At 55.0% G+C, this 16,797-nt stretch carries 16 protein-coding genes; 9 read left to right on the top strand and 7 right to left on the bottom strand.

Translation table 11 applies throughout. The features are described 5' to 3' along the window. The first annotated feature begins 67 nt into the window (after positions 1-67). On the top strand, positions 68-349 hold the full coding sequence (locus tag ACG2XO_RS07015) for a hypothetical protein (RefSeq protein ID WP_410500099.1): 282 nt from the start codon (positions 68-70) through the stop codon (positions 347-349). A gap of 112 nt (positions 350-461) precedes the next feature. On the opposite strand, the gene ACG2XO_RS07010 is transcribed toward ACG2XO_RS07015, so the two are convergent. From ACG2XO_RS07010 to glyQ, 7 genes are all read right to left on the bottom strand, one after another. Further along, entirely contained in the window at positions 462-1,787 is a 1,326-nt protein-coding gene (locus tag ACG2XO_RS07010) for a lytic polysaccharide monooxygenase (RefSeq protein ID WP_410500098.1), read from the bottom strand. Positions 1,788-2,048: 261 nt separating this feature from the next. Then, positions 2,049-2,750 carry a M48 family metallopeptidase gene (locus tag ACG2XO_RS07005; protein WP_410500097.1) on the bottom strand — a complete coding sequence of 234 codons (702 nt, stop codon included), beginning with the start codon at positions 2,748-2,750 and terminating at the stop codon, positions 2,049-2,051. Further along, positions 2,747-3,481, bottom strand: a complete 735-nt coding sequence (locus tag ACG2XO_RS07000; protein WP_410500096.1) for a lysophospholipid acyltransferase family protein — start codon at positions 3,479-3,481, stop codon at positions 2,747-2,749. Before ACG2XO_RS07000 ends, ACG2XO_RS07005 begins: the two co-directional genes overlap by 4 nt. 29 nt (positions 3,482-3,510) lie before the next feature. Beyond that, the gene (gene gmhB / locus ACG2XO_RS06995; protein ID WP_410500095.1) at positions 3,511-4,071 is read right to left on the bottom strand and encodes a D-glycero-beta-D-manno-heptose 1,7-bisphosphate 7-phosphatase; all 561 of its coding nucleotides are present in this window, start codon (positions 4,069-4,071) and stop codon (positions 3,511-3,513) included. 47 nt (positions 4,072-4,118) lie between these two features. After that, positions 4,119-6,188, bottom strand: a complete 2,070-nt coding sequence (glyS, locus tag ACG2XO_RS06990; protein WP_410500236.1) for a glycine--tRNA ligase subunit beta — start codon at positions 6,186-6,188, stop codon at positions 4,119-4,121. 32 nt (positions 6,189-6,220) lie between these two features. Further along, entirely contained in the window at positions 6,221-6,721 is a 501-nt protein-coding gene (locus ACG2XO_RS06985) for a hypothetical protein (RefSeq protein WP_410500094.1), read from the bottom strand. A 13-nt stretch (positions 6,722-6,734) separates the two neighbouring features. After that, complete coding sequence (gene glyQ / locus ACG2XO_RS06980; protein WP_410500093.1) at positions 6,735-7,643, bottom strand: glycine--tRNA ligase subunit alpha; 909 nt, start codon at positions 7,641-7,643, stop codon at positions 6,735-6,737. Between the two features lie 261 nt (positions 7,644-7,904). Between glyQ and ACG2XO_RS06975 the strand changes: the two genes are divergently transcribed. The 8 genes from ACG2XO_RS06975 (at position 7,905) to ACG2XO_RS06940 (ending at position 16,747) form a co-directional block, all read left to right on the top strand. After that, positions 7,905-9,812: a transglycosylase SLT domain-containing protein gene (locus ACG2XO_RS06975; protein WP_410500092.1), complete on the top strand. Its 1,908-nt coding sequence runs from the start codon at positions 7,905-7,907 to the stop codon at positions 9,810-9,812. After that, complete coding sequence (locus ACG2XO_RS06970) at positions 9,813-10,769, top strand: complex I NDUFA9 subunit family protein (RefSeq protein WP_410500091.1); 957 nt, start codon at positions 9,813-9,815, stop codon at positions 10,767-10,769. Between the two features lies 1 nt (position 10,770). Next, positions 10,771-11,031: a hypothetical protein gene (locus ACG2XO_RS06965; protein WP_410500090.1), complete on the top strand. Its 261-nt coding sequence runs from the start codon at positions 10,771-10,773 to the stop codon at positions 11,029-11,031. A 4-nt stretch (positions 11,032-11,035) separates the two neighbouring features. Beyond that, positions 11,036-12,031, top strand: a complete 996-nt coding sequence (locus tag ACG2XO_RS06960; protein ID WP_410500089.1) for a 2-hydroxyacid dehydrogenase — start codon at positions 11,036-11,038, stop codon at positions 12,029-12,031. Next, entirely contained in the window at positions 12,024-14,333 is a 2,310-nt protein-coding gene (locus ACG2XO_RS06955) for an ATP-binding protein (protein ID WP_410500088.1), read from the top strand. Before ACG2XO_RS06960 ends, ACG2XO_RS06955 begins: the two co-directional genes overlap by 8 nt. A gap of 81 nt (positions 14,334-14,414) precedes the next feature. Further along, a complete protein-coding gene (locus ACG2XO_RS06950; protein ID WP_410500087.1) occupies positions 14,415-15,041 on the top strand; it encodes a response regulator transcription factor in 627 nt (208 codons plus the stop codon). A gap of 127 nt (positions 15,042-15,168) precedes the next feature. Next, on the top strand, positions 15,169-15,933 hold the full coding sequence (gene yaaA / locus ACG2XO_RS06945; protein WP_410500086.1) for a peroxide stress protein YaaA: 765 nt from the start codon (positions 15,169-15,171) through the stop codon (positions 15,931-15,933). Positions 15,934-16,039: 106 nt separating this feature from the next. Then, positions 16,040-16,747 (top strand): substrate-binding periplasmic protein, encoded by a 708-nt coding sequence (locus ACG2XO_RS06940; RefSeq protein ID WP_410500085.1) that lies wholly within the window; start codon positions 16,040-16,042, stop codon positions 16,745-16,747. Positions 16,748-16,797 lie beyond the last annotated feature (50 nt).

Genomic DNA, 16,797 nt, shown 5'->3' with positions numbered 1-16,797 from the left:
AGCTTCAACTCGACTGAACGACCCATTTCGGCGAAAATGGCAGGCTGTTTTTAGTGAAAGAAAGACCATGATCAAAGTACTTTTCAGTCTGCTTGCCGCCAGCAGCCTCAGCGCCTGTGCTGTCGTCGCAACCACCGCAGCGATTGGTTCCGCCGCAGTGAGTGTCACGAGTACAGCGGTCAGCATTGGCTATGATGTTGGCAAGGCAGCAACCAGTGGCGCCATTGCTGTGGGTGGATACGTCTATGATGCTGCAAACAGTGAATCGGCCAGCAAACCCGATTCCAGCGCCAATCCAGCTCGGCCTTCCAGCACCGAAACCGCAACTGTCACACCACTGAACGAATAGATACTGCGCACCTTGATGCAGCAGCTGAAATCTTCTTCCTGCTCAAGTTATTTTTCAGAACCATGTAAATGCAAAAAGCCCACCGAAGTGGGCTTTTCATATTTATAACAACTTACTGGCAAGCGCCAAGGTCTTTCCAGACACCCCAGACATCATTGATGTTTGGGACATTATTCTGAGTCCACCATTTATTCTGGAAGTTGCGGCCCTGATAGCTGACCACATTACCCGGATTGGCGTAGACCTTGCTCTTATCCCATGCTGCAACACAGGCATTCGCTGCTGGCGTCGCTGTTGGAGCCGCAGAAGGCGTTGCAGTTGGTTTAACCGTGGCTACCGGTGTCGCGGTTGCGGCAGGCGTCGCCGTAGGCTGCGGCGTTGCCGTTGGTGCTACTGTTGGTTTTGGCGTTGCTGTCGGCGCTGGTGTTGCGGTCGGAGCCGGTGTTGGTGCCGGGGTGCTACCACTTGGCGCGGTAATATCCACGCGGTAGACATAATCAGTACCCGAACGGCTGTAAACACGATTATCCTGAGCGCTCTTCACTGGCGCAATTGCACCATTCGATTGCAACACACCAATACTGACGTAACGCGATGCCGCATTCACTTTTTGCGCCAAGGCATATGGCCACACCGCCATTTGTGTCGTGTCTTCGCCGGTCACGGAATCATAACCAGCCGTCAGCGTCACGCTTTCCAGATCTCCACCATCCTTGTCAAACAGGCGGAAATTAACCTGGCTGTTGAGTGCCAGATTTTGCTGGGCGCGGATCTGCCCCAGCTCTTTGTAAGTCGATACGACAGCCGAGAAATTCACGTCCGAACATGAGTAAAACGCTTCGGCACTATCACTGCGCTGCCAGGTCACATAAATAATCTGCTTGCCGGTTTTCTTTGGCAATTGGCAAGATAGTTTGTAACGCTTATCCGCAGTCGGCGCGACGTTACCCAATTGGCAGAACTGCTCCAGATCACTCCACTTCAGCGGCGCAGTTGGATTCCAGTTGCTATTGGTCACATAGAAAGTCCAGTCGCGCGTCTGGTGCGGCGCTGGCGCGTTGAACACAAATTCAAAATTGCCATTGCCATCCGGTGCAATGCTGGTCGCAGGCCAATCAGTACGCGCCAGATCCAGCCCTGCATAGTTTGATTTGCTGGCAGAACACAGTTGGCCGTCTTTAACAAAAGCCTTGTGGTCGCCATTGGGCAACTGATTCACACCAGACCAGTCATACAGAAATTGAGGGCCACCGGAAGCCGCAACCGCCGCCTGACATGCTGCCGATTTGGGGCTTTCCGGGTTCTCTTTATAACAGCCCAGCACACGGCTAACCGGCACTTCCATTGTGCCATGCGCTGCGGCCAGCGGTGCGCAGCCCAGCAAAGTCATAGCAAGCGCGATTCGCGCAGGCATCCAAGCGGTACCTTGTACTTGCATTTTTTTCTCCAGTAATAAGTAGGCCTGCTTACTTTGGCGCAAACTAGGCTCACTGAACTTTGCGCGGATTAAGCATCTGATTTTTTGTTTTATTTCCCAGCCCGACATGAGCCACGGATTTGGAGCGCTGAATCTATCAGTGCAAAATCGAAATAACAAGTGACCTAAGCAGAAGACGAACGGTTAGATTTACCGGATGTGAGGCAAGACACAAAAATCATTGAATACTGATAAATGGTTTGCCGAATGCTTGACGCTGCTTTACCAGGCCAACAGGCGGGCACCATGCGATTTGAGCCAGTCGCGTTCGTTTTTCCAGTGCGGACATACGGCAGCGACCAGCGCCCAGAAACGCGCCGAATGGTTCATTTCAGCCAGATGCGCCAGCTCGTGAATCACCACATAGTCGATTACGTTGGCCGGCGCCTGCATTAGCCGCCAATTGAGCCTGACCACGCCTTGTGAAGTACAGCTACCCCAGCGCGTACGCGCCGACGACAATGCCAGTTGCTTGGGATGCAAACCCATTCGCGCGGACCAGATTGCGATGCGTTCGGCGAAATAAGGACGGGCAGCTCGCTGGTAAAAGCGCGCCAAGGCTTCGGCAATCTTGCTGTCATTGGCTGCGCACAGAAACAGCGTGTCGTCGCACAGCTTGCCGCGCAAAGCCGGTTGCAGCGTTCGCTGAGCGCCCATCCACCACACCGGAGCACCCCAGGCTAAAGGCGGCGGTGATAATGCAATAGGTCGGGCATCACGCTCACGCAGTTTGGTCTGAATCCAGTTGAGTTTCAGGCGAATGACGCGCTCGGCCTCGGCCAGCGGCGCGCGCTGCGGCAGGATAATCGTCAGCCCGGACGCATCGATTTTCAAACCGATGCTGCGCCGCCGGGCACTACGTTGAATTTTATAGGGTATATGGCCAGAGGCCAATTCAAATCTAGCCTGCAAAGCAATACTCACTCAGGCTTTTGATAACAAGGCCCACGACCACTGATTTGTTCCATTTCGCCTTCGATCCAGCCCTCAACTTCATTAATCAAAGCATGCGAGTTTTTACCTTCGGGCAAGATCGGTTTGCCAATCCGCACAGTAATTTCGCCCGGCCATTTGCAGAACGAATTTTTCGGCCAGAATTCGCCCGAATTCATCGCGACCGGCACAATCGGCACATCGAGGTCTTTCGCCAGCCGCGCGCCGCCCTGCTTGTACTGACCACGCTCGCCCGGCTTGATCCGCGTGCCTTCCGGGAAAATCACGATCCACAGCCCTTTATTAAGGCGATCACGACCTTGCTCCATTAATTGCCGTTGCGCTTGCGCGCGCTGGCCGCGATCAATCGCAATTGGCGACGTTGCCGCCAGACCCCAGCCGAAAAATGGAATTTTCAGCAATTCGCGTTTGAGCACCCAGACTTGCGGCGGGAAAATCAGCTGCAAAGCCATCGTTTCCCACGCCGACTGGTGTTTGCACATAATCATTGCGGGCCCGTGCGGGATGTTTTCCGCACCTTCGACTTTAAAGCTCAGCCCGCAAGTGATCTTGAGCCAGACAAACATCAGCCGCGACCACCATGCGATCACGCGGTTGCGTGTCACTGCGGGCAGCGGAAAGATCAGCAGACCGATCAGGGCAAACAAGGGCGTGAGCAACACCAGACCAAGACTATAGAGAGCAGAGCGTAAATAAATCATGGGCACTTGAATGATGGAAAAAGGGAAAATCAACCGGCTAGCAATGCATCGCAAAACGCAGCCAGATCATCAAAAATCAGTGTGTTTTCTGGCAAATTTCCTGCCTGTTCCGTTTTACGGCCTTTGCCGGTACGCACCAGCACCGGCTTGCCGCCTGCGCTGACAATGGCCTGCAAATCGCGTAATGCGTCGCCGACCATAATGCAATCGGAAACATCAACGCGAAACCGCCGTGCAATATCGAGCACCATACCTGGCTCCGGTTTTCTGCATTCGCAAGCGGCATCCGGCGCATGCGGGCAAAAGAATATCGCGTCGATATGTCCACCAGCGTTGACCACCGCCCGGTGCATTTTGGCGTGAATCTGGTTGAGCATATCGATATTGATAATGCCACGGCCAATACAACTCTGATTGGTCGCAACCACGATCGTCCAACCCGCCCGCGTCAGCTCGCCAATGGCTTCGAGCGCACCGGGGATGGCAATCCATTCATCGGGTGACTTAATAAAATCAGGCCGATCTTCGTTGATCACGCCATCGCGATCGAGAATCAGCAGCTTGTCGACATCGGTGTTCACAGAAGGCATCGGATTTCCAGCAATCTAGGAGCGGGCAAGCCCGCTCCTACGGGGTTTTAATCAGCCAGCAGCGACAACTCGGCGACGCGGTTCATCAATTCGGCCAGCGCGCCCAGCAGCGCCAGACGATTGCCACGCACAGCCAGATCGTCGGCCATCACCATCACACCGTCAAAGAAGGTATCAACCGGCGTTTTCAAAGCCGCCAGCTGCTTCAGTGCATTGGTAAAGTCATTCGCCGCCAGCGCGGTATTCACCGGGCCTTGTACGGCTTGCAGTGCGGCGAACAGCTCTTTCTCGGCAGCTTCCTGCAACAGCGCTTCGTTCAGCGCTGGCACTTCGCCTTCGACTTTTTTCAGGATATTGCGAATGCGCTTGTTCGCCGCCGCCAGCGCAGCCGATTCTGGCAAGGCCTTGAACTCGGCAACGGCTGCCAGACGTACTGTCACGTCGTTTATCAACGTGGGCTTGAGCGCCAGCACGGCGTCGATGTCAGCGGCCGGATAGTCGGCAGCGAGCAGGTTTTTCAGGCGGTCGAGCATAAAGCCGTACAGGCCTTCGACCGTACCCTCGGCGATCAGGCCAGCCGGGAAGCTGGCGGCGGTGAGGCTGAGCAGGACTTTCAAATCGAGGGGTTGAACTAGCGCCATCCGCAACACGCCCAATGCAGCGCGACGCAGCGCGAACGGATCTTTGTCGCCGGTCGGGATCAGGCCGATGCCGTAAATGCCAACCAGTGTTTCGAGTTTGTCGGCCAGTGAAACAGCTTGCGCAATCGCGCCTTCAGGCAGGGTATCGCCAGCAAACTTAGGCTTGTAGTGCGCTTCAACCGCATACGCCACCTCGGTATCTTCACCGTCGTGCTTGGCATAATACTGACCCATAATGCCTTGCAGCTCGGGAAATTCGCCGACCATATCGGTCGACAAATCGGCTTTGGCCAAGTAGGCCGCGCGCGTGGCTTTGCTCACATCGGCGCCGAGCAGCTTGGCGATTTCACCCGCGATGGTTTCCAGACGCGTTACGCGCTCCAGCTGCGAGCCAATCTTGTTGTGGTAAACCACGTTGGCCAGCTTGGCGACGCGGCTGTCGAGCGGCGCTTTTTTGTCCTGCTCGAAGAAGAATTTGGCATCCGACAAACGCGCGCGCAATACACGCTCGTTGCCGTTGATGATGTGGCTAGGATCGTCGGTCTGCAGATTCGATACCAGCAGGAACTGGTTCATCAGCTTGCCATTGCTATCGAGCAGCGGGAAGTATTTCTGGTTTTGCTGCATCGTCAGAATCAGGCATTCCTGCGGTACTTGCAGGAATTCGGCTTCAAACTCGCCTTTGAGCACCACCGGCCATTCAACCAGCGCGGTGACTTCGTCAAACAGCGCGTCGTCGGCTGCAATCGTTGCGTTCAGCGCCGCAGCGGCTTCGTTCAGCTTTTCACCGATCAGCGCACGGCGCGCGGCGAAGCTGGCGATCACTTTGCCTTCTTCGTGCATCTGGCGTGCATAGCCTTCGGCGGTGTTGAGGCTGATTTCACCTTTGGACAGGAAACGATGGCCACGCGTCGTGCGGCCAGATTCGAGGTGCAGCACTTGACCAGCGATCACATCACTGCCGTGCAACATCGTCAGGCCGTGTACCGGACGGATGAACTGGCCTTCGCGGTCAGCCCAGCGCATCATTTTTGGCGCAGGCAATTTTTTCAGCGTTGCGGCAACGATATCGCCCAGCACCGCAGAGAGCGCTTCACCGGCTTTGACCGAACGGAACACGTACACGTCCTGTTTGCCATCGTGAACGGTTTCCAGGTTTTCAACCGCTTCCGGCGCCAGACCGCAAGAGCGCGCAAACCCCAGCAAGGCCGGGCTGGGCTTGCCGTCTTTCATGCCGGCCGCTACCGCCGGGCCACGTTTTTCAATCGACTGCTCGGGCTGCACAGCCGCCACATCGGCAATCGTCACGGCCAGACGGCGCGGGCTAGCAAACGTCACCGCTTCGGCGCTGGCAGGTGCAAAACCCAGCTTCACCAGCTCGGCAAAGATATGATCTGCAAACGCCGCGCCCAGCTTGGGCAGCGCTTTGGGTGGCAATTCTTCGGTAAAGAGTTCAATTAACAGACTTGGATTCATCGTATTCATTGCTGCGCTGGCAGCTTCCTCGTTCATTCTTCGGATTGTGCATCTTTGTCGGCCGCATCTTTTCCGGCCATGATTTTGCAGATTTGCTTCACATAGTCGTCACCAAACGTGCCGGGCTGCGGCTTGCCGAACTCCCACTGAAAGCCAGGCACTTCATAGCGAGCCACTTCGATATCGTCACTGTCATTCATCGACACCGAAATACCAGCCATTCGCCCCGAAGGGCAATCAATGGCATGTCGCAGATATTTATTGCGATACTTGGCTTTCGACGTTCCATCAATCTGATCATCCTTGAAACGCTGCACCATCCAGACAAAGGTGTAATTCTGCTCGGCATAGCCTGCGTCATGTTTGATCGAATTGATATCAACCAGCGTTTCAAAATCGGGCATTTTGCCGTAGCTGCGCCAAAGGGCATCTTCCTGCGGCACCGGCTCCGGCCCCTTTGCTTCGTCTTCAAACTTGTCGCAGCCAGTTAACATCAACAGGCTGATTGCTAAAACAGGCAGAAGACGACGCATGGCTGACTCCTATTTATTTCGCGGGGGTTGACTCTGCGGATGAGCACATCGGGAAACCCAGTGCCTCGCGTGAATCATAGTAAGCCTGCGCCACCAGCCGCGCCAGATTACGCACACGGCCAATATAAGCTGCACGCTCGGTCACCGAAATCGCGCCGCGCGCATCGAGCAGATTGAACATATGCGAGCATTTCATCACCATCTCGAAACCCGGCAAGGCCAGGCCGCCTTCGATCAGACGACGCGCTTCGGATTCGAAATGATTGAACTGGTCAAATAGGAAAGGCACATTCGATTGCTCGAAGTTGTAGATCGACTGCTCGACTTCGTTCTGGTGATAAATATCGCCGTAAGTCACTTTTTGGCCGTTAGGATATTCGGTCCAAACGATGTCGTAGATATTGTCTACCCCCTGCAGGTACATCGCCAGACGCTCGACACCATAAGTGATCTCGCCCAATACCGGCTTGCAATCGAGGCCGCCGACTTGCTGGAAGTAGGTAAATTGCGTCACTTCCATGCCGTTGAGCCAGACTTCCCAGCCCAAGCCCCACGCGCCCAGTGTCGGGCTTTCCCAGTCGTCTTCGACAAAGCGCACATCGTGGACTTTGGTGTCGATACCGAGGTATTCAAGCGAGCCCAGATACAGCTCTTGGATATTATCCGGCGATGGTTTCAGCGCGACTTGATACTGGTAGTAATGCTGGCAGCGGTTCGGGTTCTCACCGTAGCGGCCGTCTTTGGGACGGCGACAAGGCTGGACGTAGGCGGCGTTCCAAGGCTCAGGGCCGAGTGAGCGCAAGAAAGTCGCGGTATGGAAAGTACCGGCACCGACTTCAATGTCATAAGGCTGCAACAAGGCACAACCGTGGTCGCTCCAGTAATTCTGGAGTTTTAAAAGAATTTCCTGAAAAGTCAGCATGATTCCCGGGCGCGTTTGCGCTTTGACGTTCTGAACAAACGCAATTGTAATTGCATTTGCTTGCGAAAAGCCATGCGCGATATGGATAACACATCACGAGCAACAGCACCAACCTGCTGCACCGCAACAAAAATAATGGCAATTACTGGGCAAAACCGCATAAAACAAGGCAAACGGTCGAGACATTAAGCGCTCGCTCGTTTATGCTTAAAGCCTGAATCCCAGTCCGATATTAGATGTCTTGTAGCCATGTTTAAAAAAATGATGATTGCTGCCTTCGGCAGTTTGCTTGCCGTGAGTGCTTACGCACGAATCAATCTGGACAGCGTGCGCGAAGCGGCTCGCGAACGCGACATGCCGACGCTGGCCGAATACAGCGAACGAAGTGCAGGTGAAGTGCTGGAAATGTATCCGCGCTACTACTATCTGACGGCACAAATCAATCAGACCAGCGAAAGCGATGCTGCACAATTTATTAATCGCTACAGCCCCAGCCCGCTCGCAGAGCGCTTTCTGAGCGAATGGCTCAAGGAGCTGGCTCAGCGCCAAAGCTGGGCGCAATATGAAGTGCTGTATAACAAACTCGATAATCCGGGCACCGAGCATCTTTGCTTCAAACAATACGCAGCGCTACTGCGTGGCGATGCATCGGGTTTGAGCAGCCATAAACACCTCTGGTACAGCGGGAAATCACAGCCAACGGCCTGCAACCCCTTGTTTGACACATTGTTTGCCAACGGCATCCTGAACGACGAAGATGTTTGGCGGCGCATCCGGCAGGCTTTTGCCAATAACCAGCCCGATCTGGCCCGGCAATTATCAGCCCGCGTTGGCAATCCCTCCGAACTCAGCGCCAAAACAATCAATGCGGTCAATGCCGCACCGGAAAAACACCTGGGCAAAATCAATCTGGCACGCCGTGCCGGAAGGGAGTTATGGCTATTTGCCGTTGAAAAAGTGGGGCGCAACAATCCGCAACTGGCCGCGCAATGGATTAGTGCGCAAACCGATCCATCCAAATCCGACTTGTCCAAATCCGACCTGCAATTTGCCTGGCAACAAGTGGGGCTCAGCGGGGCACGCCGCCTGTTACCGGAAGCGTCGGCGTGGCTGGACAAAGGCCATTTGAATGATTTGAGCAGCGACGATAGAGCCTGGGCAATCCGTGCGGCATTAAGGATTGGCGACTGGCGCGCAGTTGAACAGCGCATCAATGCGCTCCCGGCCGATGAACAGAATGAGAATGCCTGGCGTTACTGGAAAGCCCGCGCCTTGCTGACGCAAAACAAGGCAAGCGCTGCCAATGCGATCTGGCTCGATCTCTCCAATGAAATCGACTTTTACGGTCTGTTGGCGCGCGAAGAACTCGGCGCCATCTTGAGCGCACCGACGCCCGTTTACAAAGCCAGTGCCGATGATGTCCGTACGATTGCGGGCATTCCCGCAGTCCAGCGCGCATTGGAGTTAAACGAGCAAGGCTGGCGTCTTGAGGCCGTGCGCGAATGGAATTGGGCAATGAAAAGCCTCAATGATCAGCAGTTACTCGCGGCTGCCAAACTGGCTGAACGCTATCAGATGTACGACCGCAGCATTTACTCGGCGATGCGCCCGAAAAATTTGCAAGATTTCAGCCTGCGCTTTCCTTTGCCTTATCGCGAGCATATCGAACCTGCCGCCAAAAGCAGCGGGCTTGATCCGGCCTGGGTCTTTGGCTTGATCCGGCAGGAAAGCCGTTTTATCGCCGACATCCGCTCCAGCGCAGGCGCAACCGGTCTGATGCAACTGATGCCCGCCACCGCCAAATGGGTGGCCAAGCGGATGGGAATGAATGACTTTACGATGTCGGACATGAGCGATCCGCAAATCAATCCGCAACTAGGCAGTTATTATCTGGCCTATTGGGCAGATCGTTTTGACGGCAACCCGGTGCTCGCCACGGCGGGCTACAACGCTGGCCCCGGCAATGCCGCCAAATGGCGTGGCGATAGAGAAATGGAAGCCGCGATCTATATTGAAACGATTCCGTTTAGCGAAACGCGCGATTACGTCAAAGCGGTGCTGACCAACGCGACACATTACGCACATTACTACAACGGCAGCCCGACTCAGCTGATGAAACGGCTACCGCCGGTTCCAGCCAAACCCATTCGTCTTGAGGTGAGTGATTAAATGCCCAAATCCGTTTTGCTCATTGGCGGCTCCGGCTTTATTGGTCGACAGATTGCCGCCAAACTGGCGCAACGCGGTCATCGGCTTACCGTTCCAACCCGCCATCGCGAAGCGGTCAAAGCCGATTTGCTGGTGCTCCCCAATTGCAACCTGATCGAAACCGACATCCACAGCCCGGCCGTACTCAATCAACTTTGTGCCGGGCAAGACATCGTCATCAATCTGGTGGGTATATTGCACGGAAGCGCAACAGCATTCGAGTTCAACCATATACTCCTGACAGAAAAAATCATTGCTGCATGTCAGGCCAATGGCGTCAAACGCTATTTGCACATGAGCGCACTCGGTGCCGACATCAATGGCCCGTCGATGTATCAACGCAGCAAAGGCCAGGCCGAGCTCAAGGTTCGCGCCAGTCAACTGGACTGGACGATTTTCCGCCCCTCGGTGGTTTTTGGTGCGCAAGACCGCTTTTTGAACCTGTTTGCCGGTCTGCTCAAAATTGCACCATTGCTGCCGATTGGTGGCGCAAACACCCGATTCCAACCGGTCTGGGTTGGCGACGTTGCGCGCGCCTTTGCCGCAGCTATCGAACGTCGCGAACTGATCGGTCAGACACTGCATCTGGTCGGGCCGCACGTTTATACGCTGGCCGAGCTGGTGCGTTACACCGGTCAAATCAGCGGCCATTCTCGAGCTGTCATCGCCCTACCCGACTGGGCTGCACGGCTGCAAGCGAGCCTGATGAGCATTCTGCCCAATCCGCCGGTCAGCCACGACAATCTTGATTCACTGAAAGTCGACAATATCGACCCGGCAGGATTTGCATCTGTGCTGGGCTGGCAGCCTGCGGCACTCGAAACCATCGCTCCGTCTTATCTGGCACAATCCAATCCCTCGGCGCGACTCGATCTATTGCGCAGTCAGGCATCACGTTCACCTCACAAGGAGTCGTAATATGCAAATTCTGATCAGTAACCTTCCGGTAGATACCAGCATTGATGATGTACTGGTTTTACTCACCAAACAGCTCGGCGCACCCGAACCTACCGATGTCCGTGTCGATGCTGGCGATGGTGGTCGCAATGCAGTGGCTTTTGTCCGCTACCCGGACGACAGCCCTGCCGCGCTGGGCAAAGTGCTCGACGAAAAAATTTCCGGCCTGCATTACAAAGGGCACGATCTGGACGCGGCAGTAACGCATAAATTCAAGGAATAAATCCATGCGCGTGGCCGTTTTTGATAGCAAACGCTTTGATCGCAGCACGCTTGAAGCGGCAAATCAGCAGTTCGGCCACGAACTGGTATTTTTTGAAGAGCGCCTCGGCGCGCACACAGCGCCGCTGGCCGAAGACTTCGACATCGTTTGCCCTTTCGTCAACGACCAGCTCGACCATAAAACCATTTGCCGGCTGGCCAAACTGGGCGTCAAGCATATTGCGCTGCGTTGTGCCGGATTTAACGGCGTCGATCTGGCCGCCGCCACCGAGTTCGGCATCAGCGTCACCCGGGTTCCGGCCTATTCGCCCGAAGCGGTCGCCGAACATGTGTTTGCCCTGTTGCTGACACTGAGCCGCAAAACGCACCGCGCTTACAATCGCGTCCGCGAAGGCAATTTTCTGCTCGAAGGGCTCGAAGGCTTCAATATCCACGGCAAAACCTTCGGCATTCTGGGCGCGGGAAAAATCGGTCTCGCGACAGCACGGATCGCGCGCGGCTTTGGCTGCAAAGTGCTCGCTTACGACCCGTTTCCACCCAAGGCATGCGACGTCGATTGTACTTTCCTGTCGCAAGCCGAAGTCATGCAACAATCCGATATCCTTTCGCTGCACACGCCCTTGCTCGAAAGCACGCATCATATGATCAATGCCGAAACGCTCTCAGCCATGAAGCAGGGCGTCATCATTCTCAACACCAGTCGCGGCGGGCTGATCGATACGCGCGCGGCGATTGCGGCACTCAAAAGCGGGCAAATCGGCGGGCTGGGGCTCGACGTTTACGAGCATGAAGAAGGTGTTTTTTTTGAAGACCTGTCCGATAGCGTCCTCAAGGACGATATCCTGGCCCGACTGACGACTTTTCCGAACGTCCTGATCACTTCGCATCAGGGCTATCTGACCGACGAAGCCTTGCGCAATATTGCCCAGACAACACTGCAGAATATTAGTGATTTTGCCGCAGGAAAACCGCTGGACAACGAGGTCAAAGCGCGTGCCTAAATTTGCAATTTCCGCACAAAAACCGCATCAATCACGCTGGCTACTGACTCTTCCTTCACTGGCCGCGGCACTCTTCAGTCTGGTACTGGCCGCCTTTCTGGTTTTCACCACCTATAGCGAACAATCGGCTCGCAGCAATAGCCTGACGCAAGATCTGCTCTGGCAAAAACAAGCGCTCGACACGCGGGTCGATAATTTCACGCATCAGCTACGCACCGTTGCCGCCAGCATGGCGACCGACGGACTGGCTTCAGCCGAATTCACCGCGCGTACCCTCTCGCTGTTGCAGGAGTCTCCCGAGCTAATTTCGCTTGAATATGTCGACGAAACCGGCCGTAGCCGCTGGCGACAACCCGAAGTACAGCCGGTCAATTTTCCCGACTATCACCATCCGGCCATTGCCAGCATCTGGCGCACGGTACTCGATGGCGAAAGCCGCAGTTACAGCAAAATCATCATGGACGTGCCTGACAGCCCGATTCTGGCCATCGCGGTTCCGATCCGGCTCAGCTTCAATGGTCGCCATGTCCTGATTGCCCAGCTTAATTTGCGCACGATGCTGCAACAGCAAGTGCCCTGGTGGATTTCACAACGTTACCAAATCAGCCTGTGGGATCAGGAACAACTGATTGCTGGCACTTTTGATCGAACGCAGGACGCTGGCGAACTCAATAGCAGCATCAATATCGACTGGTCTCCCAATCAACTCAAACTCAGCGCCCACGCTTATACGGAACGCCGCAGCAACTGGCAAACCGCGCTCACTGCGCTGGTCGCCATTCTGTCTATCCTGATGCTCGCCTCGACCTGGGTCTTGCGGCTGCATATCCGTGAACGGCAAAAAACCGAAGCACAATTACGACAGGAACAGGCACTGCGCGAGTCGATGGAAAATTCGCTCGTCACCGGCATTCGCGCGATGGATCTGCAAGGCCGGCTGTTTTACGTCAATCGCGCCTTCTGCGAGATGGTTGGTTACAGCCAGGAACAATTGATGGGCATTGCACACCCGATGCCGTACTGGCCGCCGGAAGACATCGAAAAATGTATGTCGATTTACCGCGCCATCGTCAATAACCGTGCCGATAGCAACGGCTACCAGATGCGGATGATGCGCAGCAATGGCGAACGCTTTGACGTGCGTTTATACGCGACCAAACTCATCGACGGCGAAGGTCAGCACATCGGCTGGATCAGCGCCATTTACGATATCACCGAGCTGCAACGCGAGCGCGATGCACTGCAAGCATCGCACGAACGCTTTGTTGCCGTACTCAATGGACTGGACGCTGCGGTTTCGGTGACTGATGCCCATTCCGGCGAATTACTGCTCTCGAACCGGCACTTTGACAAAGCGTTCAATATTCCGGAACGGCACGGGCGTTATTGCAATATCCCGTTTATACGTCGCAATAAAGGTGTGCCGGTCGATAGCGAATGGTTTGATGATTACCACCAGCACTGGTACCAGATCAAAAGCCGCAGCAGCATCTGGGTCGACGGCTCGGAAGTCTGGCTCGAAATCGCCACCGACATCACGGCGATCAAAACCGCACAGGAAAACGAGCGTCAGCAAAAAGAGCAATTGCAGCAAACTGCGCGCCTGATCAGCATGGGCGAAATGGCGTCCAGCCTCGCGCACGAGCTGAACCAGCCGCTAGCGGCCATCGCCAGTTATGCGACCGGTTGCCGCAATGTGCTGGCACAAGCCGATCCCAATATTGCCCAGCTTGATCAGGCGATTGAAAAAATGGCTGCTCAGGCCAAGCGAGCCGGACAAATCATTCGCGGGATTCGCGAATTCGTTCAACGCCGCGCGCCGCATCGCAGTCGGTGTGAAATCAATGAATTGCTCGAAACCGTGCTGACGCTGCTCAATGCTGAAATCAAAAAATCACAGGTCAAACTGACGATCAAGCAAGATGCCGAACTGCCGCCGATTTATGCCGATGCGGTGATGCTCGAACAGGTGATTTTCAATCTGATCCGCAACGCCATCGAAGCAATGCACGACACGCCCGTCAAGCAACGCAGCCTGACGATCAAAGTGCAGCGTCAGGACGAAATGCTCGCCGTCAGCATCGCCGACCGGGGCTGCGGCATCAGCGCCGAACAAATGGAGCAGCTCTTCAAACCGTTTTTCAGCACCAAAGGCAGTGGCATGGGTATGGGTCTGAACATTTGCCGCTCGATTATCGAACATCATCATGGCCGGCTATGGGTCGAGCCCAATCCAGCGGGCGGAACTTGCTTTCATTTCACACTCCCGCTCTCGCAAGATGCCGATGCTTACGAGCCCTGATAGGGCATGCCGGTATATGCAGGAACCCTAATTTGCAGCTAGACTTCATGCAGATACCCATCCAATACAGGAGAAACACGAATGTCAACTCTGAGCCCCCAGCGCGACATTGCCATCGTTGACGACGACGACGCAATTCGCGATGCGCTGTCCTGGCTATTTTCCACCCGCAACCACAAGGCTCAGCTGTTTGCCAGCGCCGAAGAATTATTGGCCAGCTACAAGCCGGAAACCTTTGGCTGCCTGATTCTGGACGTGCGCATGCCCGGCATGGGCGGTATTGAATTATTCGGCAAGCTGCAGGAATACGCTTATACCCCGCCGGTGATTTTCCTGACCGGCCATGGCGATGTCCCGATGGCCGTCGCGGCGTTGAAACAGGGTGCGGCCGACTTTATCCAGAAACCGTTTTCGGACAACGACATCGTCGATCTGGTCGAAAGCTGCCTGTCGCTCGATCAACTCCATCGCAGCGAATGGCAAGCACGTACCGCTGTAGATCAGTGCATGGCGACGCTGACACCGCGCGAGCGCGAAGTGATGAAGCTGATTCTGGTCGGCCGCCTTAATAAGCAAATCGCCGACGATCTGTCGATTTCGATGAAAACGGTCGAAGTTCACCGCGCGCGGATTCTGGAAAAAATGCGCGTTAAAACGGCCATGGAGCTAGCCGCACGCCTGCGTGATTCCGGCGTCGATGCACCTTGACTTAAACCGACAATTTGCTGGCAACTCAAGAACGTCAACAAGCCCCAATACCCAAAAGGGTATTTATTTGCAAGCCATATCAATATTAGCCTGCGAGTAAATACCCCATTATCACTACATTCCCACCATGTTAATGCTGATTTCGCCAGCCAAAACGCTGGATTACACGACGCCCCCCACGACGAGCTCGTTCACGCAAGCTGACTTTCTTTCTCAATCACAAATCCTGATCGACGAGTTGCGCCGCCAGACTCCTGCCGAGATTGCCAGACTGATGAAAATCTCCGACGAGCTGGCGGTGTTGAACGTGGGTCGCTATCAAAGCTGGCAACGCCCTTTTACGCCGCACAATGCCAAGCAGGCCGTGCTGGCCTTTATGGGTGATGTGTACGAAGGGCTCGCGGCGGGCAGCATGGACGCTGCGCAACTCGACTATCTGAGCCAGCATTTACGGATTTTATCCGGACTCTACGGCCTGTTGCGCCCACTCGATCTGATGCAACCTTACCGGCTCGAAATGGGAACCCGGCTGGCCAATCCACACGGCAAAAATCTGTACGACTTTTGGGGCAGCCAGATCACCAGCGCGATCAACGCACTGGACAGCGACACCGTCGTCAATCTGGCCAGCGATGAATATTTCAAATCGGTCAAAGTCAAACAACTGAAGGCGCGGCTGATTACCCCGGTCTTTGAGGACTTTAAACACGGGCAGTACAAAATCATCAGTTTTTACGCCAAACGCGCGCGTGGCCTGATGGTGCGTTATGCCGCACTCAAGCAGATCCAGAATGCCGAAGCGCTCAAACATTTCGATCTGGAAGGCTACCGATTCGCCCCGATGCACAGCGACGAGCTGCGCTGGGTATTTCGCCGCCAGCAGCAAGAATAACAAGCAGCTCAATCACCTGCCCTCGCTCTTGCATCCCCGGTGTTGATCAAGCCGACCAAACGGGCTATACCCAAATCTGAACCGTCGGAAAAGCCATGAGAACACCATGTTTTTATTGAAATATTTCCCAATGCTCTTGCTCGTCGCCTCGCTACAGGCTGCGGAGCCTGTCCGGCTGGTGACCGTCATGGACGCCAAGGCGGCAGGCATGCCGACGTATAACAAGCTGCTGGCCGAGATTTTCAAGCGCGCCCACATTCCTTACACGCTCGAATATCGCCCCTACAAGCGGGCACAGATCGAATTTCAACTCGGGGGATTCGATGGCGACATAGGACGAACCGCGCAGTTTAACAAAAACTACCCCGAAGCCGTCCGGGTCGATCCGACCTATATGATGCTGAGCTATTACGCATTCAGCCCGAATCTTGAAGTCAAAGGCTGGAACGATCTGCATCAGCTCAGCATCTCCTATCTGCGCGGCGCGGCCATTGTCGAAAACCAGCTCAGCAATAAAGCTGTTCTATACCCCGTCAATGAAACCGACGCCTGCATCAAAATGGTTCAAGCCCAGCGAGCTGATAGCTGCGTACTCAATATGCTGTGGCTGAACCAAACGCAGATAAACCAGTTGAAAACCCGGTTCAAAGTCAGTCCGTTTAACGCGACCCCCATCCATATCTGGCTGGCGCCCAATCAGCAGGCGCTCGCCAGCAAACTGGGCAAAGCCATTGAGCAGATGCAGCACGACGGCAGTTTACGAATCTATCAGGATGCCCTGCTGATTCCACGCCAGCCAGAACTCGCGCATTAACCGGCTCGTCCGGCATGCTGGACGGTTCGATAGAGATAAGGAGATCACTC

This window comes from Chitinibacter sp. S2-10 (assembly GCF_046530675.1).
Taxonomy (GTDB): domain Bacteria; phylum Pseudomonadota; class Gammaproteobacteria; order Burkholderiales; family Chitinibacteraceae; genus Chitinibacter.
This window is presented reverse-complemented; position numbering and strand designations above follow the sequence as displayed.

What these genes read in the sequence shown, in the direction of transcription:
- ACG2XO_RS07015 (WP_410500099.1), top strand. Translation starts at nt 68, where the DNA reads ATGATCAAAGTACTTTTCAGTCTGCTTGCCGCCAGCAGCCTCAGCGCC.
- ACG2XO_RS07010 (WP_410500098.1), bottom strand. Translation starts at nt 1,787, where the DNA reads ATGCAAGTACAAGGTACCGCTTGGATGCCTGCGCGAATCGCGCTTGCT.
- ACG2XO_RS07000 (WP_410500096.1), bottom strand. Translation starts at nt 3,481, where the DNA reads ATGATTTATTTACGCTCTGCTCTCTATAGTCTTGGTCTGGTGTTGCTC.
- gmhB (WP_410500095.1), bottom strand. Translation starts at nt 4,071, where the DNA reads ATGCCTTCTGTGAACACCGATGTCGACAAGCTGCTGATTCTCGATCGC.
- glyS (WP_410500236.1), bottom strand. Translation starts at nt 6,188, where the DNA reads ATGAATCCAAGTCTGTTAATTGAACTCTTTACCGAAGAATTGCCACCC.
- ACG2XO_RS06985 (WP_410500094.1), bottom strand. Translation starts at nt 6,721, where the DNA reads ATGCGTCGTCTTCTGCCTGTTTTAGCAATCAGCCTGTTGATGTTAACT.
- glyQ (WP_410500093.1), bottom strand. Translation starts at nt 7,643, where the DNA reads ATGCTGACTTTTCAGGAAATTCTTTTAAAACTCCAGAATTACTGGAGC.
- ACG2XO_RS06975 (WP_410500092.1), top strand. Translation starts at nt 7,905, where the DNA reads ATGATGATTGCTGCCTTCGGCAGTTTGCTTGCCGTGAGTGCTTACGCA.
- ACG2XO_RS06970 (WP_410500091.1), top strand. Translation starts at nt 9,813, where the DNA reads ATGCCCAAATCCGTTTTGCTCATTGGCGGCTCCGGCTTTATTGGTCGA.
- ACG2XO_RS06965 (WP_410500090.1), top strand. Translation starts at nt 10,771, where the DNA reads ATGCAAATTCTGATCAGTAACCTTCCGGTAGATACCAGCATTGATGAT.
- ACG2XO_RS06960 (WP_410500089.1), top strand. Translation starts at nt 11,036, where the DNA reads ATGCGCGTGGCCGTTTTTGATAGCAAACGCTTTGATCGCAGCACGCTT.
- ACG2XO_RS06950 (WP_410500087.1), top strand. Translation starts at nt 14,415, where the DNA reads ATGTCAACTCTGAGCCCCCAGCGCGACATTGCCATCGTTGACGACGAC.
- yaaA (WP_410500086.1), top strand. Translation starts at nt 15,169, where the DNA reads ATGTTAATGCTGATTTCGCCAGCCAAAACGCTGGATTACACGACGCCC.
- ACG2XO_RS06940 (WP_410500085.1), top strand. Translation starts at nt 16,040, where the DNA reads ATGTTTTTATTGAAATATTTCCCAATGCTCTTGCTCGTCGCCTCGCTA.